The organism is Paenibacillus sp. CAU 1782, from assembly GCF_054551715.1.
This window is the reverse complement of the sequence record NZ_JBTOLL010000014.1, coordinates 9,846-29,651: the sequence shown is the minus strand read 5'-3', so window position 1 is coordinate 29,651 and position 19,806 is coordinate 9,846. Positions and strand designations below refer to the sequence as shown.

15 protein-coding genes are annotated in these 19,806 nt (G+C 56.0%); 8 read left to right on the top strand and 7 right to left on the bottom strand.

Going from position 1 to position 19,806, the window contains the following annotated elements:
- The first annotated feature begins 64 nt into the window (after positions 1-64).
- Both ACX93W_RS21000 and ACX93W_RS20995 read left to right on the top strand, forming a co-directional pair.
- A complete protein-coding gene (locus tag ACX93W_RS21000; protein WP_459394329.1) occupies positions 65-1,840 on the top strand; it encodes an ATP-binding protein in 1,776 nt (591 codons plus the stop codon).
- Positions 1,841-1,914: 74 nt separating this feature from the next.
- Entirely contained in the window at positions 1,915-3,042 is a 1,128-nt protein-coding gene (locus ACX93W_RS20995; RefSeq protein ID WP_459394328.1) for a DNA alkylation repair protein, read from the top strand.
- Positions 3,043-3,102: 60 nt separating this feature from the next.
- Here ACX93W_RS20995 and ACX93W_RS20990 read toward each other — a convergent pair whose 3' ends face one another.
- From ACX93W_RS20990 to ACX93W_RS20975, 4 genes are all read right to left on the bottom strand, one after another.
- Positions 3,103-3,393, bottom strand: coding sequence for a transposase (locus tag ACX93W_RS20990; protein WP_459394327.1), 291 nt, complete (start codon positions 3,391-3,393; stop codon positions 3,103-3,105).
- A 70-nt stretch (positions 3,394-3,463) separates the two neighbouring features.
- Positions 3,464-3,607: a hypothetical protein gene (locus ACX93W_RS20985; protein ID WP_459394326.1), complete on the bottom strand. Its 144-nt coding sequence runs from the start codon at positions 3,605-3,607 to the stop codon at positions 3,464-3,466.
- A 139-nt stretch (positions 3,608-3,746) separates the two neighbouring features.
- Positions 3,747-4,355 carry a TVP38/TMEM64 family protein gene (locus tag ACX93W_RS20980; protein ID WP_459394325.1) on the bottom strand — a complete coding sequence of 203 codons (609 nt, stop codon included), beginning with the start codon at positions 4,353-4,355 and terminating at the stop codon, positions 3,747-3,749.
- Positions 4,352-5,524 (bottom strand): MFS transporter, encoded by a 1,173-nt coding sequence (locus tag ACX93W_RS20975; protein ID WP_459394324.1) that lies wholly within the window; start codon positions 5,522-5,524, stop codon positions 4,352-4,354. The genes ACX93W_RS20980 and ACX93W_RS20975 overlap by 4 nt, the downstream gene beginning before the upstream one ends.
- 244 nt (positions 5,525-5,768) lie before the next feature.
- On the opposite strand from ACX93W_RS20975, the gene ACX93W_RS20970 reads away from it, so the two are divergent.
- Complete coding sequence (locus ACX93W_RS20970; protein ID WP_459394323.1) at positions 5,769-6,746, top strand: aldo/keto reductase; 978 nt, start codon at positions 5,769-5,771, stop codon at positions 6,744-6,746.
- 114 nt (positions 6,747-6,860) lie between these two features.
- Here the strand turns inward: ACX93W_RS20970 and ilvA are convergent, their stop codons facing one another.
- Positions 6,861-8,129 carry a threonine ammonia-lyase IlvA gene (ilvA, locus tag ACX93W_RS20965; RefSeq protein ID WP_459394322.1) on the bottom strand — a complete coding sequence of 423 codons (1,269 nt, stop codon included), beginning with the start codon at positions 8,127-8,129 and terminating at the stop codon, positions 6,861-6,863.
- A gap of 203 nt (positions 8,130-8,332) precedes the next feature.
- Here ilvA and ACX93W_RS20960 point away from each other — a divergent pair, with 203 nt between their 5' ends.
- Complete coding sequence (locus ACX93W_RS20960; protein ID WP_459394321.1) at positions 8,333-8,881, top strand: hypothetical protein; 549 nt, start codon at positions 8,333-8,335, stop codon at positions 8,879-8,881.
- 178 nt (positions 8,882-9,059) lie between these two features.
- Here the strand turns inward: ACX93W_RS20960 and ACX93W_RS20955 are convergent, their stop codons facing one another.
- Entirely contained in the window at positions 9,060-15,299 is a 6,240-nt protein-coding gene (locus ACX93W_RS20955) for a hypothetical protein (protein ID WP_459394320.1), read from the bottom strand.
- Positions 15,300-15,606: 307 nt separating this feature from the next.
- Here ACX93W_RS20955 and ACX93W_RS20950 point away from each other — a divergent pair, with 307 nt between their 5' ends.
- Genes ACX93W_RS20950 through ACX93W_RS20935 form a run of 4 tightly spaced genes read left to right on the top strand, consistent with a single transcriptional unit; the run spans position 15,607 to position 18,592 of the window.
- Complete coding sequence (locus tag ACX93W_RS20950; RefSeq protein WP_459394319.1) at positions 15,607-16,068, top strand: LytTR family DNA-binding domain-containing protein; 462 nt, start codon at positions 15,607-15,609, stop codon at positions 16,066-16,068.
- Complete coding sequence (locus ACX93W_RS20945; RefSeq protein WP_459394318.1) at positions 16,058-16,462, top strand: DUF3021 domain-containing protein; 405 nt, start codon at positions 16,058-16,060, stop codon at positions 16,460-16,462. Before ACX93W_RS20950 ends, ACX93W_RS20945 begins: the two co-directional genes overlap by 11 nt.
- 13 nt (positions 16,463-16,475) lie before the next feature.
- Positions 16,476-17,396 carry an ABC transporter ATP-binding protein gene (locus ACX93W_RS20940; protein WP_459394317.1) on the top strand — a complete coding sequence of 307 codons (921 nt, stop codon included), beginning with the start codon at positions 16,476-16,478 and terminating at the stop codon, positions 17,394-17,396.
- A gap of 50 nt (positions 17,397-17,446) precedes the next feature.
- Positions 17,447-18,592: an ABC transporter permease gene (locus ACX93W_RS20935; RefSeq protein WP_459394316.1), complete on the top strand. Its 1,146-nt coding sequence runs from the start codon at positions 17,447-17,449 to the stop codon at positions 18,590-18,592.
- A 76-nt stretch (positions 18,593-18,668) separates the two neighbouring features.
- Here ACX93W_RS20935 and ACX93W_RS20930 read toward each other — a convergent pair.
- On the bottom strand, positions 18,669-19,806 hold a 1,138-nt coding region (locus ACX93W_RS20930), incomplete at its 5' end, for an exosporium glycoprotein BclB-related protein (RefSeq protein ID WP_459394315.1).

Here is a 19,806-nt window from a genome sequence, read left to right as displayed (position 1 = left end):
GCCGGACAGACTCCTGATAACATCTGGTGACGACGGGTTCATAATTTCATTTGGGAGGATCGCCATGAACATTTTTGCATGGATTGGCAACCCCTATTATTTATTGCTATCCATATCCATATTAAGCTATGTTTCCTATACGATGATCAAAATCGTTCATCAGGTCTCGTCCAAACCAAGACCATGGCTATATACGCCCCTTCTGGGAGCGGCCGTCGTTTTTTCACTCGGGCTGTGGACGAAAAATACGGTTGCGCTGCTGGCTTCGGATCGTATGCTGGTCGTTAACTGGAGCATGGTTTTTATTTTTGCCATCACGATCGTTACGGTGTACGGGGCGCTTCTCCTGCATATCCGCAAGCCGTTTTCGGCAAGGCTGACGGATTTGGCGGCTTCCGCCTTGATGGCTTCCGCCGCCGCCATGCTCCATTACCTGTCATTCCTGGCACCCTCCTTTGTATACTACACCTTTTCGGCATTCCCGCTTATCCTCTCCTTCATCGTTATTTGGCTTGCTTCCTTTTTTACGTTCAGCATGATTCGTTGCAAGCCTCGTTATTATGCCGTTACCGGAGCAATTCTGATGGGAGCGGGCGGAGTGACGATGCATCAGCTCGGGCTTCATGCGCTAATGATCCAATACCGGGACATCCTGACCATCGACCGGCTGAATGAATATTTGCTTTTGCTGGCTGTGATTCTGTGGCTGGCTGCTTTTTTGATTACCAGCTTCAGTCTGGTAACCTGGTCGACTCAGCGAAAGTTTGCCGCCATGGATGAAAGGTACAAGCTGCTGGTGGAAAACTCGCTGGACACCATTGTACTGATTAAGGACGGCAGGTGGGAGTATATCAACCCTTCGGGACTGGCATTGTTTAGAGCAAGCCATGAAGTCCAATTGCTGGGCACCTCCATTTTTCACCTGCTGCAAAAACCGTATCATGAAGAAATGGCGGAATGGCTTGGCGGCATCCGGGCCGGAGAAGAGCTGCCTTCCAGCACGGTCGAGCTCCAGTGGATTACGCTGGAGGGAGGGCTGATTTTGACGGAAGTGGTCCGAACCAGCGCAATGCTGGACGGGGTGCCCATTATGCAGGCCATTATTAGGGACATCAGCGAGAGGAAAAGAAATGAAGAATTGTTCGTGAACGCGGAAAAGCTTACGATCGCCGGACAACTGGCGGCAGGCATTGCCCATGAAATTCGCAATCCTCTAACCTCGCTTAAAGGTTTTATCCAACTGATTGCCACCGGACGGGTACCCAATGACCGCTATTCTGCCATCATGAACTCCGAGCTGGCTCTAATCGAAACTACCGTTAGTGAATTGCTGATGTTATCCAAGCCTCAGATGAACGATTTTGTAGTCATCGATTTAAGAGTGCTGCTCAGAGAGAGCATTCAGTTTCTTCACAATCAGGCCAAGGCCGGAGGCATCAAGCTGGAATTGGGAGATGCGCCGCAGCCGTTGTGGGTTAGAGGCGTAGAAAGCCAGCTCAGGCAAGTGTTTATTAACGTGCTCAAAAATGGCATGGAGTCCATGCATAACGGAGGTACGGTCACGGTAGCTTTCCGGCAAGCGGATGAGGACGGAGGGGACCATTCCATTATGATCAGGGATGAAGGAAGCGGGATGCCGGAGGAGCAGTTGGCCAGAATTGGACAGCCCTTCTATACGACAAAGGATAAAGGGACCGGCCTTGGTCTCATGGTCACCTATAAAATTATCGATAACCACCAGGGGACAATTGTAGCGGAAAGTCAGATGGGGACGGGAACAACCTTTACCGTCAGCCTGCCGCAGCATCATGCCGTTCAGCCCCAGCTGGTTGAAAAGTAGAGCGGTTTATGGTATATCTATAGATGAACAAATACGAACGTGTGATCTCATATGGAATGGTAGGAGGAACCCACTTGGCGGAGCCGTTAAAAAATATGTATGACGGAAAATTTCTTGAAACATTCGCGCACATCGTGACAACAGCGTGGGGCGAATTTGACGAGGCGGCTTTCATTCAGCGCGTCAGGAGCGGGAATTGGGCGGATCTTGAGTTGAAAGAAAGAATCCGGCGCATTACGGAAGCGCTGGGAGCATCGCTGCCTCGAGATTACGAGGAGGCTTTGGCCATTTTATATCGGGTGGACGAGCAGTGCACCGGATTTCCCTATCTGTTTTTCCCTGATTTTGTGGAGGTATTCGGCAGGGAGGAGCGGCATTTCGGAAAATCGATGGAGGCGCTTGCCAGGTTTACCTGCCGCTCCAGCTCCGAATTTGCCGTACGCCCGTTTATATTGGAGCATCCGCACAAAATGCTTCCTCAGCTTAAAGAATGGGCGGCTCATCCCAATGAGCATGTCCGGCGGCTTGCCAGCGAAGGCTCTCGTCCCCGCTTGCCTTGGGGACAATCGCTGCCGCTGTTCAAGAAGGATCCCCAGCCATTATTGCCAATTCTGGAGATGCTCAAAAATGACGAATCGCTGTATGTCAGGCGCAGCGTAGCCAACAATCTGAACGATATCGCCAAGGACCATCCCGCGCTGGTGCTGCAAGTGGCGGGAAGCTGGCTCGGCCATACGGCCGAAACCGATTGGATTGTCCGGCATGCCTGCCGCACGCTGGTCAAGAGGGGCAACCGGGAAGCCATGGCGTTATTTGGCTATGCCCCTAGCGGCGAATGCGATGGAGGCGGATTGGTAATGGAGGCCGCCATTAGCGTGAGCGACGATATCCTTCCTTTTGGGGGAGAGACGGTTATCCGCTACCGCTTCAGGACGAGTCAAGACGGTGACAGGTCCAACGCGCTTAAATTGCGTGTGGAATACGGGATCGATTTTGTGAAGTCTGGCGGAAAAACATCATTAAAGCGTTTTTTGTTGTCGGATCGGGAATATAACACTGGAGAGCAAGGAGAGGGAGCCCGGACGCATAGATTCGCTGATTTGACTACCCGCAAGCACTATCCAGGCGAGCATGCCGTAACGCTATGGGTTAATGGCGTAGAGGTTGCCCGAACATCGCTGACGCTGCTAGAGCCAAGCTAAAATAGACCAAGACGCTTTCTCCCCGCTCGAGGCGGGTTAGAAAGCGTCTTTGCTCGTGGCTTATTCCTTGTTTTTGTTGCTTGTTGTGTGGCGGCGCGGATGCTGCATATGGGCTTCCGAATTGTCGTCATCGTCATGCGGTACCAACCGGGGATCCGTTTTCCCGTCATGATGATTGTTGAAATCCAGCTCCACCTGTTTCCATTCCGTCGAGCCTAGGATGGGATCGGAAGGAAACGTTTCGCCTCGTTTCATCTGCTCGTCTCTTCCCCATTCATTGCGGTAAACGCCGTCAGCTTCTACGGTTTCGCCCGAGATGGGCTCCATCCGATGCTTTTCGTGATTGCTCATGCTGCCCATTGCCCCTTTATTCAAAATGGTGGGTTAAGCGTTGCGTCAAATGATGGATTGCATTGTCATTCTACAGACCATGCTTGGGCACAGCGGCGGTATCGGCTTCAGATTGAAGCTTGCTGGCTTCCTGCTTGATTCCCAGCTTGCGGTCTCCCAGAGACTGCGCCTTGCTTGCAGCCAACTGCTGATTAGAGTGGTGTTTGCCGGACATGGCGATCGCTCCTTCTTCAGGCATATGGATCTTATCGTGAAAGATCAGGCTAGGGCGCGGCTTCAAACTCGCTCAACAGCATCTGCTCTTCTCGGAGTTTGAAGACACACCCTAGTCTGCCACAAAATCGCATTTCCTATCAGCCGTTTACCTGATAACGATTTTCCAGTCGTTTACCCCCGAACCACATGACGAGCACCGCGGTAACGGACACAAAGATTCGCCAAGGCTCCTCCACCAAATTACTGATATCAAAGCTGATGATCGATATGCAGAAAATCATGACGCCTTTGCCAAGCAGCGTTGCCAGAAAAAAGGTGTGGAACGGCACCCGGCTTAAGCCGGAAACAACCGTGATAACCACAGATGGCGTAAACGGGAAGCAAGCCAGCAGGAATAGAGGAGTGAAGCCTCTCCGCTCCACCCAGTTGAAGAAGCGGGCAGATTTCGGAAATCGTTTCAGCAATTTGGCTTGTACGTTTTTGCCTAACGTGCGGCAGAGCAGGAACAGAAGCAAAGCGCCCCCGACAACTCCGATCCATGAGAAAAGGAACCCGAATCCCAGACCGTAGATGTTGGCATTTGCCGCAATGATAAGAATCAGCGGCAGGAAAGGAAGGAAGGCTTCAATAAAGGGCATCAGTATGCCCGGCAGCGGACCGAATTGAGAGTAGCTCTCCAAGGTTTGCTGTATGCTGTGAATATCCATGTTTTTTAAGTTGTTGATCCAGTCTTGCAACGCGCTCATCGTAAATGTCCAATCCCTTTCCATCTGGCATAAAATAATCCGATCAGTGCAAACACCGCCGCGCTGCTCCAGAATACGGCGGTTTCGCCGCCATGAAGCGCAAGCACGCCCCCGGCGATGGGGCCGACCATTACGCCGACTCCTTCAAAGGTGGACAGAAGCCCCCACCCTACGCCTTCCTGTTTAGGTGGTACGTAGGAAGCAAGCAGAGCGTTCCATGAAGGCAGTATCGCTGCATAGGACAAGCCGAGTCCCAGTGCAATAAATAAACAATACCAAAAGGAGAGGCCGCTTGCCAACAGACATAGCCCGACCGCAAAAGCGAAGAAGCCGCCGACAAGGAAAAACTTCTGCCCTCCAAACCGGTCTGACAGACGTCCCATGGGGATAAGTCCCGCAACCGCGAATAGACCGCCCGAAGCCAGCAGGAAGGAATATTGCGCCCCGCTGAAGCCAAGCTTGTCCACGGCATAATGGGGGAGAATCGGCAGCAGCATGCTTGCCGCCATTGTTTGCAGAATCATGCCAGGCAGCAGCATGCGCATCGCGAAGAGCTGATTCTTCAGCGTGCGAAGCTGCTCGCCGAAGGGCACAAGCTGCAGCTTGATGGACGCTGCCGGTCTCATGACCAGCCCAAGCAGCGCAGCTGCCATGGAGAGCAGCAGAAGCAGCTGATAAGTCCATTCGGCGCTGTAATCCAGCATAATATTACACAAAATGGGACCGCCGCCAAGCCCGATCAGCCAAATCGTATACAGCGTCCCCATCTGTGTAGCCCGATGCTGCGCGGATACTTTGGTCAGGCAAATAATCCAGATTGGAGACATGCCGATTCCGTAAAGGGCGGCAGCGCCAATGAACATCCATGGCACGTCGGCAAATTGCAGGAAATATACGCCTGCCAGCGCTATAAACAGGCTGATCTTCAGAATAAGGCCCGGTGAAAACCGGTCAAGCAGATAGCCGATAGCTATTTTCAGAACGGTATCCGTTATATAGTGTGCGGAGATGGCAATTCCGATGATATCCGGCGAAAGGCCAAGCGTTCCCGCGCCGTAAATGGGCAGCAGGCTGATCAACACGGCGCCGCGCACGAATTGAACAATCAGCAGCGTAATGGAGAGCAAGCTCATCTCTCCTTTGAACCACGAGGATGTCCCTGTAGACACGATCAAGCTCCTTCTTTTAACAAGAGATAGTTGTTTTTTCCATTATACTGAATTATGTCCCATTTCCAAAATGAGGAACGCCGCAAATCACCTGTCTTCGGTTGGCAGGTTGCAAATGTGGGATATCGGCTGCATTGGAGCTTTCGGGTCCTATGGAGATAGCTCGGCTTTGATCCATGTCCACAATCCGTTATACTGAGAGGGTAATCCATTATCCAATCCATTTAAGGAAGGGTGAAGCCGCATGGAATTTACATACCTGGGCCAATCGGGTCTGCGGGTAAGTCGTCTTTGTCTGGGAACGATGAACTTTGGCGTCGATACGGACGAGAAGGAAGCATTCCGTATTATGGATGCCGCGCGCGATGCGGGCATTAACTTTTTTGACACTGCCAATATTTACGGGTGGGGCGAAAATTCAGGGCGTACGGAGGAAATCATCGGCAAATGGTTTGCCAAAGGCGGAGGACGCCGGGAAAGTACAGTATTGGCAACCAAAGTATATGGCGATATGCATGACTCCCACGATGGTCCTAACCGTGAAAGAGGATTGTCCTCGTACAAAATACGCCGCCATCTGGAAGGATCGTTAAAGCGTCTTCAGACTGATCATATCGAATTGTACCAAATGCACCATGTCGACCGGAATGTGAACTGGAGCGAGCTATGGGGAGCTTTCCAGCAAGCGCAGCTTCAAGGGAAGATCGGTTATGTCGGCTCCAGCAACTTTGCCGGATGGGACATCGCTGTAGCGCAGGGAGAAGCAAAAGCCAGAGGGCAGCTCGGCTTGGTGTCTGAACAGCATAAATATAATTTGCTCTGCCGTTTGCCGGAGCTTGAGGTGCTGCCTGCATCCAAAGCGCTGGGATTAGGCGTTATTCCGTGGAGCCCGCTGGATGGCGGCTTGCTGAGCGGCAATCATCGCCGCAAGGACGGCGGACGCCGAAGCGGGGACGAAAAAAGACTGGAGAAACATCGCGCTCAACTGGACGAATATGCCAAGCTTTGCGACGAGCTGGGACATGCGGAAGATCTAGTATCGCTGGCATGGCTGCTTGCCAATCCCGCGGTGACGGCTCCGATAATCGGCGTGCGTACATTAGAGCAGTTCGAGCGTTCTCTGGAGGCGCTTGAGGTGAAGCTGGACGAATCCGCTTTGGAACGGCTCGACGAGATATTCCCGGGACCCGGCGGAGATGCGCCGAAAGCATACGCCTGGTAGATAATGCATGTACGGGCGTGGGAGATTCCTTCTCCGCCTAATTATCTCGACTACAAAAAAGAGCGCCAGCTTGCCGGTCGTAATACCGGCGGCTGGCGCTGCGTATAAGCGGGCTCAAATCAAAAGATTAAACAATACGGGATCTTTGTTCAGCTCCAGAAACTGAAATCCTTTAAGGGCCATCCGATTCACGAGCGGTTCATAATCCTCGCGGTGCTTCAATTCAATGCCGACAAGCGCCGGGCCATTGTCCTTATTGGACTTTTTCGTATATTCAAATCGGGTAATATCGTCATTTGGACCCAACACTTGATCCAGAAATTCACGAAGCGCCCCTGCGCGCTGAGGGAAGCTGACCATAAAATAGTGCTTGTACCCTTCATAAATCAAGGAACGTTCTTTAATTTCCTGCATCCGGTCAACATCGTTATTGCCGCCGCTGACGATGCAAATCACGTTTTTGCCGGCGATTTGATCCCTGAAGCTGTCCAGCGCGGCGATTGGCAGCGCACCGGCAGGCTCTGCGACAATGGCGTTTTCGTTGTACAAATCAAGCATGGTCGTGCATACCTTGCCTTCCGGAATGGCAATGACAGCATCAAGCAGGTCTTTGCAGATGCTGAAGGTCAAATCGCCAACGCGTTTGACGGCTGCGCCATCCACAAATTTGTCGATATGCTCTAGCGGCACGACCGCTCCTTCTTCCAGTGAAGCTTTGAGAGAAGGGGCTCCTTCAGGCTCCACGCCTACGATGCGGGTGGAGGGAGAGACGATTTTGGTATAAGACGCTACACCTGCTGCCAGTCCGCCGCCGCCTACCGTCAGGAAAATATAGTCGGGAGCGATTTCCGCCTTCTCCAGCAGCTCTTGTGCAATAGTCCCGTTGCCGGCGATGATCTTGCGGTCATCGAAGGGATGAATAAATGCCATGCCGCTGCGCTGGCTTTCTGCAAGTGCTTCGGCATAAGCGTCGTCGAAGGTATCGCCTGTCAAGACGATTTCGACCTGGTCGCCGCCAAAAAAGGCGACTTGCTTGACCTTTTGGCGCGGAGTTGTGGTGGGCATATAGATTTTGCCCGGTATGCCAAGATTTTGGCAGGAATACGCCACCCCTTGGGCATGGTTTCCCGCGCTGGCGCATACGACGCCTTTAATGGTTTCCTGCGATGACAAGGAGCGCATCAGATGGTAGGCTCCCCTTATTTTAAAAGAGCGGACGATTTGCAAGTCTTCTCTTTTTAGCCATACCTGGCAATTGTAACGTTCCGACAGCACCCGGTTATATTGAAGAGGCGTACGCACGACGACATCCTTCAAATGCATATGCGCCTGCACGATTTCCTCCAGGCTGATGCGGTGCTCTAAATTCGGCTGCGAGCTCATAGGTAAACCTTCCTTCTGCAATAGGGTGAATATTTTGTGTAGCGGATAAAATCGAAGCCCCTTCTGGAGAAAATACCCGCCTTTATACGCGGCCACTCATCCTCGAGGGGCTTGTATAGATATTTTTTCATTATACCATTAAGCTGAAAAGTATGGGCATGGACATTCTGCCACAACGCGGCGAAGGAAGAGGAGGGAAACCGATGAAGAAAGCGATGGGGAGGCTTTTGGCCGTTCTTCTCGTTCTTGTTTTGATAATTGGAGGGGGGATCTGGTGGTTTCTATCTTATATAGCTCCGGACCAGGAGCGGGACCTTTCCTATCAATCAATCGATGTGGGAGCCAAAGCGCTGGAGATGATCAGGGCTCTGAAGCCGGAGCTTGTATTATCGGAGGCTGATGTGAATTCTTTGATCAAAAGACATATGGAACCCGAGTTTTCGGAAAATATAAAAATAGATGGTGCAGACTTTAAGCTGGAAAAGAACAGGCTTCTTGCCGATTTGAATATTACCTTTGCCGGCCGTATTCCCGCCGAGATCAAGGCTGAATACGATCTGGAATGGAAGGGAGACGAGCTTGTTTTGCACCCGGCCTCTCTGCATTTGAAGGGAATTACGCTGCCAAGTGACAGGCTTGAAACAATCGTTGTTCCGCTTGGTCTTCCATCCGTTGATATTGTCAAAATCAAAGATATTCAATTTGAGACAGGGCAAATAAAAGTTTTGTTTCAACTGGACATCACTTTCTGATACGAAGAAAATCCGCGAGATTTTCCAAATTTGAAAAGCCCTTGCGCCAAGCAGATGCCAAGCGCTGGTTCGTGTCCATAAAGCGACATGATCCACGCTTGGCATCCTGGTGGTCAAGGGTTTTTGGCTTTTTATTTCGTCATAATCCAAGCGACTAATTGATGAGGCTGTTAATTGCTTAATTGCTTAATTGATGAATTGACCAAACAATCCCTTCATTTTCGGTGCCGCCAATATCCAGTCCAATGGTAAGGCCATCCGCTACATAAAATAATCCGATTTGGTCATTCGCATTGAGTGTGGCGTCTCCCGCAATCGTAACCGTACCGCTGCCCAAAATCGTCCTTAGAGTCAGCAAAGCGACATTCACGTTTAAGATGGGGAAGTTGCCTGTGATAATATCCGTCGTTGTTGGCGATGTTCGTCTGACTCGGAAGGAAGGGAATATGCCTGCTCCTATGCCGATTGTAATTGTTGCCGTAGTTGTATAGTTAATCGTTGCTTTAATGGAATATCGCCCTGTGGCGGGAACCGTAAAAGTACCGGTAGTCGCATTAAAATTGGCATTACTGAAATAAGGGCTCGCGGTTGACCAGTTGGTTAACTGCGCGCTGGCGGATAAAGACGCGGTGTTTATTCGTCCGGAAAAACCGTTTGTAGCAAAGTTCGGCCCCGTCGCCCCAGTCGGTCCAGTTGCTCCGGTCACGCCATCTACGCCAGTCGGCCCGATAGCGCCATCCGCGCCGGTTGGTCCCGTCGGTCCAGCGACGCCGTCGGTACCGGTTGGTCCCGTCGGTCCAGCGACGCCGTCGGTACCGGTTGGTCCCGTTGGCCCGGCAGCGCCATCCGCGCCGGTTGGTCCCGTCGGCCCGGTAGCGCCGTCCAAGCCGGTTGGCCCCGTCGGCCCGGTAGCGCCATCCGCGCCGGTTGGTCCCGTTGGTCCGGTAGCGCCTTCCGCACCAGTCGGCCCCGTCGATCCGGTAGCGCCGTCCACGCCGGTTGGCCCCGTCGGCCCGGTAGCGCCGTCCGCGCCGGTTGGCCCCGTCGGCCCGGTGGCGCCGTCCGCGCCGGTTGGCCCCGTCGGCCCGGTAGCGCCATCAGCGCCGGTTGGCCCCGTCGGTCCAGTGACGCCGTCCGCGCCGGTTGGCCCCGTCGGTCCAGTAGCGCCATCCGTGCCGGTTGGCCCTGTCGGTCCAGTAGCGCCGTCGGTACCAGTTGGCCCAGTTGGTCCGGTAGCTCCTTCCCCGCCAGTTGGCCCCGTCGGTCCAGTGACGCCGTCCGCGCCGGTTGGCCCCGTCGGACCGGTAGCTCCTTCCCCGCCAGTTGGCCCCGTCGGTCCAGTGGCCCCGTCTGTGCCGGTAGCGCCGTCGACACCGGTCGGCCCTGTCGGTCCAGTGGCGCCGTCTACGCCAGTTGGTCCCGTCGGCCCGGTAGCGCCGTCGACACCGGTCGGCCCAGTTGGCCCAGTGGGGCCATCGACACCAGTCGGCCCGGTCGAGCCGTCCACGCCAGTTGGTCCCGTCGGTCCAGTAGCGCCGTCAGCGCCAGTCGGCCCAGTCGGTCCAGTAGCACCGTCAGCGCCAGTCGGCCCTGTTGGCCCAGTAGCGCCATCCACGCCAGTTGGTCCCGTCGGTCCAGTAGCGCCATCCACGCCAGTTGGTCCCGTCGGTCCAGTAGCGCCGTCTACGCCAGTTGGTCCCGTTGGACCGGTAGCGCCGTCTGCGCCGGTTGGTCCCGTCGGTCCAGTAGCGCCGTCTACGCCAGTTGGCCCTGTTGGCCCAGTAGCGCCATCCCCGCCAGTCGGCCCCGTCGGCCCGGTAGCGCCGTCCACGCCGGTTGGTCCCGTCGGTCCAACGGCGCCGTCTACGCCGGTTGGCCCCGTCGGCCCGGTAGCGCCGTCCACGCCGGTTGGCCCCGTCGGCCCGGTAGTGCCATCTGCGCCGGTTGGCCCCGTCGGTCCAGTGGCGCCGTCTACGCCAGTTGGTCCCGTCGATCCGGTAGCGCCATCCGCACCAGTCGGCCCCAACGGTCCAGTGGCCCCGTCTGTGCCGGTAGCGCCGTCGACACCGGTCGGCCCAGTTGGCCCAGTGGCACCATCGACACCAGTCGGCCCGGTAGCGCCGTCCACGCCAGTTGGCCCCGTCGGTCCAGTAGCACCATCCACGCCAGTTGGTCCCGTTGGACCGGTCGAGCCGTCTGCACCAGTTGGTCCCGTCGGTCCAGTGGCGCCGTCAGCGCCAGTCGGCCCGGTCGGTCCAGTAGCACCGTCAGCGCCAGTCGGCCCTGTTGGCCCAGTAGCGCCATCCATGCCAGTTGGTCCCGTCGGTCCAGTAGCGCCATCCACGCCAGTTGGTCCCGTCGGTCCAGTAGCGCCGTCTACGCCAGTTGGTCCCGTCAGACCGGTAGCGCCGTCTGCGCCGGTTGGTCCCGTCGGTCCAGTAGCGCCGTCCGCGCCAGTTGGCCCTGTCGGTCCATTGGCGCCGTCTACGCCAGTTGATCCCGTCGGACCGGTAGCGCCGTCGACACCGGTCGGCCCAGTTGGCCCAGTGGCACCATCGACACCAGTCGGCCCGGTCGAGCCGTCCACGCCAGTTGGTCCCGTCGGTCCAGTAGCGCCGTCTACGCCAGCTGGTCCCGTCGGTCCAGTAGCACCGCCCGCGCCAGTCGGTCCCGTCGGTCCAGTAGCGCCATCTACACCAGTTGGCCCTGTTGGTCCAGTAGCGCCATCCGCACCAGTGGATCCTGTTGGCCCAGTAGCGCCATCTGCGCCAGTCGGTCCCGTTGCTCCGGTAGAGCCATCCACACCGGTCGGCCCTGTCGGTCCAGTGGCGCCGTCTACGCCAGTTGGTCCCGTCGGACCGGTAGCGCCGTCGACACCGGTCGGCCCAGTTGGCCCAGTGGCACCATCGACACCAGTCGGCCCGGTCGAGCCGTCCCCGCCAGTTGGTCCCGTCGGTCCAGTAGCGCCATCTACACCAGTTGGACCTGTTGGTCCAGTAGCGCCATCCACGCCAGTTGGTCCCGTCGGACCGGTGGAGCCATCCGCACCAGTGGATCCTGTTGGTCCAGTAGCGCCATCCACGCCAGTTGGTCCCGTCGGACCGGTGGAGCCATCCGCACCAGTGGATCCTGTTGGCCCAGTAGCGCCATCTGCGCCAGTCGGTCCCGTTGCTCCGGTAGAGCCATCCACACCGGTCGGCCCTGTCGGTCCAGTGGCACCATCGACACCAGTCGGCCCGGTAGAGCCGTCCACGCCAGTTGCTCCTGTCGGTCCAGTAGCACCATCCACGCCAGTTGCTCCTGTCGGTCCAGTAGCACCATCCACGCCAGTTGGTCCCGTCGGTCCAGTGGCGCCGTCAGCGCCAGTCGGTCCAGTGGCGCCGTCAGCGCCAGTCGGCCCGGTCGGTCCAGTAGCACCGTCAGCGCCAGTCGGCCCTGTTGGCCCAGTAGCGCCATCCACGCCAGTTGGTCCCGTTGATCCGGTAGCGCCGTCGACACCGGTCGGCCCTGTTGGTCCAGTAGCACCGTCCGCACCAGTTGGCCCCGTTGGCCCGGTAGAGCCATCCGCACCAGTCGGCCCCGTTGGTCCAGTGGCACCATCGACACCAGTCGGCCCGGTAGAGCCGTCCACGCCATTCGCACCAGTTGGTCCTGTTGGTCCATTCGGTCCAGTAGCACCGTCCGCGCCAGTCAGCCCTGTTGATCCAGTAGTGCCATCCGCGCCGGTTGGTCCCGTCGGTCCAGCAGCACCGTCCGCGCCGGTTGGTCCCGTCGGTCCAGCAGCACCGTCAGCGCCAGTCGGCCCTGTTGGCCCAGTAGCGCCGTCCACGCCAGTTGGTCCCGTCGGACCGGTAGAGCCGTCCGCACCAGTTGGCCCTGTCGGTCCAGTTGCGCCGTCTACGCCAGTTGCGCCGTCAGCGCCACTCGGTCCCGTCGGACCGGTAGCGCCATCCACGCCAGTTGGTCCCGTTGGCCCGGTCGAGCCATCCACACCAGTCAGCCCCGTTGGTCCAGTAGCGCCATCCGCGCCGGTTGGCCCTGTCGGTCCAGCAGTACCGTCAGCGCCAGTCGGCCCTGTTGGCCCAGTAGCGCCGTCCACGCCAGTTGGTCCCGTCGGTCCAGTAGCACCATCTGTGCCGGTTGGTCCCGTCGGTCCAGCAGCACCGTCAGCGCCAGTCGGCCCTGTTGGCCCAGTAGCGCCGTCCACGCCAGTTGGTCCCGTCGGACCGGTAGAGCCGTCCGCACCAGTTGGCCCTGTTGGTCCAGTAGGTCCAGTAGCGCCATCTGCACCAGTCAGTCCCGTTGATCCGGTAGCGCCATCCACACCGGTCGGCCCTGTCGGTCCAGTGGCGCCGTCCACACCAGTTGCCCCCGTCGGTCCAGTGGTGCCATCCGCACCAGTTGAGCCTGTTGGTCCGGTAGCGCCATCCGCGCCAGTTGGCCCCGTTGGTCCAGTGGCGCCGTCCACACCAGTTGCCCCCGTCGGTCCAGTGGTGCCATCCGCGCCGATTGGCCCCGTCGGACCGGTAGCGCCATCCGCGCCAGTTGGCCCCGTTGGTCCAGTGGTGCCGTCCACACCAGTTGGCCCTGTCGGTCCAGTGGCGCCGTCCACACCAGTTGCCCCTGTCGGTCCAGTAGCGCCATCCGCTCCGATTGGCCCTGTCGGTCCAGTAGCGCCATCCGCGCCGGTTGGCCCTGTCGCTCCAGTTGCACCATCTGTGCCGGTTGGTCCCGTCGGTCCAGTAGCGCCATCCACGCCAGTTGGTCCCGTCGGACCGGTAGATCCGTCCGCACCAGTTGGCCCTGTCGGTCCAGTAGCGCCATCCGCGCCGCTTGGTCCCGTTGGACCGGTAGCGCCATCCGCGCCAGTTGGTCCCGTCGGTCCAGTGGTGCCGTCCGCACCAGTTGGCCCTGTTGGTCCAGTAGGTCCAGTAGCGCCATCTGCGCCAGTCGGTCCCGTTGATCCGGTAGCGCCATCTACACCAGTTGGCCCTGTTGGTCCAGTAGCGCCATCCATGCCAGTTGGTCCCGTTGGTCCAGTAGCGCCGTCCGCGCCAGTTGGTCCCATCGGTCCGGTAGCGCCATCTACGCCAGTTGGTCCCGTCGGACCGGTCGAGCCGTCCGCACCAGTTGGTCCCGTCGGTCCGGTCGAGCCATCCACACCGGTTGACCCTGTCGGTCCAGTAGCGCCATCCACGCCAGTTGGCCCCGTTGGCCCGGTCGAGCCATCAATACCAGTCGGCCCTGTTGATCCAATAGCGCCATCTGCGCCAGTTGGCCCCGTTGGTCCAGTGGCGCCGTCCGCGCCGATTGGCCCCGCTGGACCGGTGGCGCCGTCTGTACCGGTTGCTCCCGTCGGTCCAGTAGCGCCATCCGCACCACTTGGCCCAGTCAGTCCGGTAGCGCCGTCCGCGCCAGTTGGTCCGGTTGATCCAGTAGCCCCGTCTGCGCCTGTTGCTCCAGTTGGTCCGGTAGGACCGACAGGAATATCAATTAGTTCAATATTGACCTCTGCAGAGCCTGGAGAAACAGTAATATCTAATGTAGATGAAGCAAAGTATAAATCTTGATTCGCAAAAAGAGGGACAACATTACCTTTATCATCTTCCACATAGAAAAGAAAAGTTCCATCAGTTACACCACCTGGAGGTCCCGTCGGCCCAGTCGGCCCGGTCGGTCCATTCGCGCCAGTAGCTCCCGTCAGCCCAGTAGCGCCAGTCGGTCCCGACGGCCCGGTAGCGCCACTCGCACCAGTAGCGCCCGTCGCTCCCGCTGGTCCAGTAGCGCCGCTCGCGCCGGTTGGCCCCGTCAGCCCAGTAGCACCCTCCGTGCCAGTTGGTCCCGTCGGCCCGATAGCGCCATCCGCGCCAGTAGCGCCCGTCGCTCCCGCTGGTCCAGCAGCGCCGCTCGCGCCGGTTGGTCCTGTCGGTCCAGTAGCACCGCTCGCGCCAGTCGGTCCCGACGGCCCGGTAGCGCCACTCGCACCAGTAGCGCCCGTCGCTCCCGCTGGTCCAGCAGCGCCGCTCGCGCCGGTTGGCCCTGTCGGTCCAGCAGCGCCGCTCGCGCCGGTTGGTCCTGTCGGTCCAGTAGCCCCGTCCGCGCCAGTTGCCCCTGTCGGTCCAGTAGCGCCGCTCGCGCCAGTCGATCCCGTCGGTCCGGTAGCGCCGCTCGCGCCGGTTGGCCCCGTCGGTCCAGTAGCGCCGCTCGCGCCCGTCGGTCCCGTCGATCCGGTAGCGCCAGTTGGTCCTGTCGCCCCCGAAAAGCCTCTTTTACCGCGCTTACCCTTCTTGCCCTTTTTTCCTCGAGGTCCCGTGGCGCCTGTTGGTCCAGTAGGGCCAATTATGCAATGGGCAAGATGAGGCTTCTTTTCGCCCCCAATCCCCCTTTTCTTTGGACGAGGGAGTTTTCTAGACTTCATACCTTTGGCATCCTGGATAGATAGGAGATCGTTTGCAATTTACGTGTCATCACCAAGATCAAACTCCTTTCTCTGAAAAATTGACAAGTTTGCTAAAACAGTATATGTACGATAGAAGAAGGTAGCTAAAGCCGCCCACAAATATAGTTGATCGTCCTTGCCGGAAGCATGGAGATTACAAGATCCTTCCAAAGCTCAGTCATCAAAATCTGCATTTCATGCATCCAAAACCGCAGGTTGTGACAAAACGATAGCATAACAAATGGAAAGCCCCCATAATGAATCTCAACAGGGGAGTGAAAATAAGTTGAAGATACATATTCACATTGATGAAAACTGCGAGGAAACTTCCGTTACCATACAAGCGAAAGAATGGAGCGAAGAGTTGGCCGCTCTTGTGGCGAAGCTTCAGGCTTCAACGCCTCGCCGGTTATTGGGCGTGGAGGACGAACGTTCCATTTTGCTGGACCCGTCGGAGCTGGATTATGTTTGCGCGGAGCAGCGCAAAGTATTTGCCGTCACAAAACAGAGGCGGATCGAGCTCAAAATGAAGCTTTACGAAATCGAGGAGTTATTGACTGGCGGATCGTTTATGCGGTTTTCAAAATCGGTGATTGGAAATTTGGACCATATCAACCGGTTTGAGCTGGCTTTTAACGGAAACCTGTGCGTCCATTTCCAATCGGGCAACAAGGAGTATGTGTCGAGAAGCTACGTTGCTGAGTTGAAGCAGAGATTAATTATGGGAGGCGGCAAGGATGGTGCGTAAGATCATACAGCGCGGTTTTGTGGGAATAAGCTCAGGCGGCATTATTACATTTGTTGCCTTGACGGTCTTAATGATAAACGAAGTTGACGTATCCGTAGCCGATATATGGAGAAATATGCTGGGGAGCATACTGATGGGGATTTATTTTGGCATCGCCTCGCTATTGTTCGAACATGAGAAATGGAGTCCTTTAAAGCAGCTCGTTGTTCATTTCCTCATGTCCATCTTACTGTTTTTTCCTATCGCGATCAGTGTGGGGTGGATTGAGTTTCAATGGAGACCAATCCTGCTTGGAGCGGGTACCTTTATGATTATTTATGCGATATTCTGGTTTTCGATTTCGGGCTATTTGAGAAGACAGGCTCGTTCCATGAACAATTCCGTACGCAAATAAGGGGGATTCAGATATGAACGCGATAGTGGAGATTAACAAGCTGACCAAACAATATGGGCAAAAGAAAGCGTTGGATGCTATTACATTAAAGGTGAGGGAAGGCGGCTGTTTTGGATTGCTCGGGCCTAACGGAGCAGGCAAGTCGACGCTTATGAAGCTGTTGACCGGCATTCTGTCACCGGATTCAGGCGACATGTCCATCATGGGCTTGGACGCAAAAACGAAACGCGATGAAATTATATCGAAGACAGGTTACGTGCCGCAAGAGATTACATTATTTGAGACGCTTAGCGCGCGGAGAAATCTTGTATTTTTTGGAGAGATGTACGGAATGAAGGGAGAACCGCTTAAGCGCAAGGTTGATGAAGTTCTTCAGCAGGTAGGGCTGGCGGATCGCGCCAAAGATGCGGTAGGCACTTTTTCGGGCGGGATGAAAAGACGAATCAATATTGCAGCATCGCTGTTGCATGATCCCAAGCTGCTCATTCTGGACGAACCGACCGTTGGAATCGATCCTCAGTCGCGCAACCATATTTTTGAGATGATCTCTGCGCTTAAAGGCAAGGGCATGACGATACTGTATTCGACGCACTACATGGAAGAGGTAGAGGCGTTGTGCGAGGATATTGCCATCATGGACCATGGCAAGGTAATTGCCGAAGGAACTCTGAATGAAGTGCTGAAGGCGCATGCTGCCAAAGCGGTTTATATCGAAAGCGAGTCTTTGCCTGAACCGCCCGTTCTGGATGGCATTTTGAAGGCCAGCGCGAAGGGCAGGGGATGGGTGCTGGAAACCGCAGAGCCTCTGAGTTTAATGGGCCGGCTTGTCGAGTATCTCCGGTCGGAAGGCATTTCAGCTCGCAGTCTTGAAATCATGAATCCGTCTTTGGAAAGTGTTTTTCTAAAATTGACCGGCAGCTCGCTGCGCGATTAATCGTCAAATCCAAACAAGAACGACACATTGAAAAGTAAGGGGTGCCCGTTATGATAGGCAGCATCGTGCGCAAGGAAATGAGTATTACGTTTAAGGAAAAAGGAACGTTTTTCTGGCTGTTTGTTCTTCCGATTTTATTTATCGTGATGTTTTCAGCGATATTCGGTAATTCATCCCAGGAATATACCGTTCGTTATTATGATGCCGATCAGTCGCAAGCTTCCGCTGATTTGCTTAATCTCATTAATGGAGTAGATGGGTTTAAACTTCAAAATCTGACCGGCGAATCACTAGACCTCCAGCTAGAGGAAATCCGTTCCGGAAAGGTTAGCTCGATGCTTGTTATTCCCGACGGTTATGGAGAGAAGCTTCAATCGGGAGAGACGGCTGAACTGGAGCTTTATCGAGATGCCGGGGATGACAATGCCTCTGCGCCAGTCGTCGCGCTGCTGAACAATGTCATAGCCCAATTCAAAGAGGCCAAACTGGCCACAGTATTAAAGGAGTTTGGACAACAGGATGATACGGTCGCAAACATCCTTCAATCTCCCGTTGAGCTTAAGGATATGAAGGAGGCGGTTGTCAAAATCGATACCGTCACTCAAGTGGTGCCAGGTTACACGGTTATGTTCGTATTTTTCATTATGATAACGATGGTGCGCAATTTTCTGAGGGACAAAACCTCCGGTATGCTTGCGCGCTTAAGCGGGACGCCGATGAGAAGCCATCATTATTTAGTTGGGATGTGGGTTCCCAATATTGTGGTTGTCCTCATTCAATGTACTGTTTTGTTGTTGTTTGGAAAAATAGTATATGGACTTCGGATCGGAGATTTGAGCGCCGTCGCGCTGTTGGTTATTTGTTTGGCGGTTTGCTGCACGGGAATTGGCCTGATGTTGTCGATGCTGGTTCGCAGCGAAAATCAGGGCATCGGCTTTGTTCAAATCATTACAATGGGCGGAGCCATTGTTGGCGGGTTATGGTTTCCGTATGAGTTTCTGCCCACTTTTGTCCAAACGATCGGCAAGTTCACGCCTCAGTATTGGGCTCAACGCGGACTGCAGGATGTCATGCTGCGAGGCATGCACATTGACGGCATTTGGCTGAATGCGGTTATCCTTCTAGTGATCGGTTTTGTTGGCTTAAGCGTTGCTCTTCTAAGCTTTAAGCGCTTTGCCAATGGTTCAACGCATTAGAGTTTCATTTATAAAAAAGCGCTCCTGATCCCATGACGACATGGATTCAAGAGCGCTTGAGTTTTGGGAAGCTTCTTTAAGAGATGCCTACACCACCGCTTGCGTTGCCAGTTATGGTTGAAGCAATATCAAGACCAGCCGAAACATCGGCAGAGAAGACCAGCAGCAGTCGAGTTCCGGCAGTAACCGGAATGGACAAACCGTCTGTAATTCCGCTGCTTGTTGTTCCGATAGCTACGATACCCGTTAATCCTGGTGTGAGCGTGACGGATGCTCCGGGAATTGCAGTGAAAATATTGTTTGGCGTAGTAGAACTGAAGAGCTGAGCCGTGATGGAAACAGTAGAGCCAATAAGCGTCAACGCTACAGTTGTGCTGAAGAAGCCGGCAATAGATGTGATTGTACCGTCTCTTGGTACCGAGAATGCAAGGTTTGACAGCAGGGTAAGGTCAATTGTGCCGCCCAAGATACTGACGCCGGTTGCTGTATCGCCGAAGGCGATTATGCTTGTTGTTCCAAGGAGACCCCCAAGAACGGTTGTCAGGATTGCAGGGATACCTGATGCGTAAGGAATAATTGCACCCTCGCCAGGTGACCCCGTCGCTCCAGATGGTCCGGTCGGTCCAGTAGCCCCGTCAGCGCCGGTCGCGCCATCGGCACCCGTTGCGCCCGTAGCTCCGTCTGCTCCAGTAGGTCCGGTTGGTCCAGTAGCACCGTCAGCTCCAGTCGCGCCATCGGCGCCCGTAGCGCCCGTAGCTCCGTCTGCACCAGTAGGTCCGGTTGGTCCAGTGGCCCCGTCAGCACCGGTCGCACCATCGGCGCCAGTCGGTCCAGTAGCCCCGTCAGCACCGGTCGCACCATCAGCACCCGTAGCGCCCGTAGCTCCGTCTGCTCCAGTAGGCCCAGTCGGTCCCGTAGCTCCATCAGCACCGGTCGCGCCATCGGCGCCAGTCGGTCCAGTAGCCCCGTCAGCACCGGTCGCGCCTGTAGCTCCTGTTGGTCCAGTTGCGCCATCGGCACCAGTTGCACCTGTAGCTCCTGTTGGACCAGTCGCGCCATCGGCGCCAGTTGCACCTGTAGCTCCAGTTGGTCCAGTCGCGCCATCGGCGCCAGTTGCACCTGTAGCTCCAGTTGGTCCAGTCGCGCCATCGGCGCCAGTTGCACCTGTAGCTCCAGTTGGTCCAGTCGCGCCATCGGCGCCAGTTGCACCTGTA

Bases quoted from the DNA above. Each gene is read 5' to 3' on its own strand.
- ACX93W_RS21000 (WP_459394329.1), top strand. From the start codon at position 65: ATGAACATTTTTGCATGGATTGGCAACCCCTATTATTTATTGCTATCC.
- ACX93W_RS20990 (WP_459394327.1), bottom strand. From the start codon at position 3,393: ATGAGCAATCACGAAAAGCATCGGATGGAGCCCATCTCGGGCGAAACC.
- ACX93W_RS20985 (WP_459394326.1), bottom strand. From the start codon at position 3,607: ATGTCCGGCAAACACCACTCTAATCAGCAGTTGGCTGCAAGCAAGGCG.
- ACX93W_RS20980 (WP_459394325.1), bottom strand. From the start codon at position 4,355: ATGAGCGCGTTGCAAGACTGGATCAACAACTTAAAAAACATGGATATT.
- ACX93W_RS20970 (WP_459394323.1), top strand. From the start codon at position 5,769: ATGGAATTTACATACCTGGGCCAATCGGGTCTGCGGGTAAGTCGTCTT.
- ilvA (WP_459394322.1), bottom strand. From the start codon at position 8,129: ATGAGCTCGCAGCCGAATTTAGAGCACCGCATCAGCCTGGAGGAAATC.
- ACX93W_RS20960 (WP_459394321.1), top strand. From the start codon at position 8,333: ATGAAGAAAGCGATGGGGAGGCTTTTGGCCGTTCTTCTCGTTCTTGTT.
- ACX93W_RS20955 (WP_459394320.1), bottom strand. From the start codon at position 15,299: ATGAAGTCTAGAAAACTCCCTCGTCCAAAGAAAAGGGGGATTGGGGGC.
- ACX93W_RS20945 (WP_459394318.1), top strand. From the start codon at position 16,058: ATGGTGCGTAAGATCATACAGCGCGGTTTTGTGGGAATAAGCTCAGGC.
- ACX93W_RS20940 (WP_459394317.1), top strand. From the start codon at position 16,476: ATGAACGCGATAGTGGAGATTAACAAGCTGACCAAACAATATGGGCAA.
- ACX93W_RS20935 (WP_459394316.1), top strand. From the start codon at position 17,447: ATGATAGGCAGCATCGTGCGCAAGGAAATGAGTATTACGTTTAAGGAA.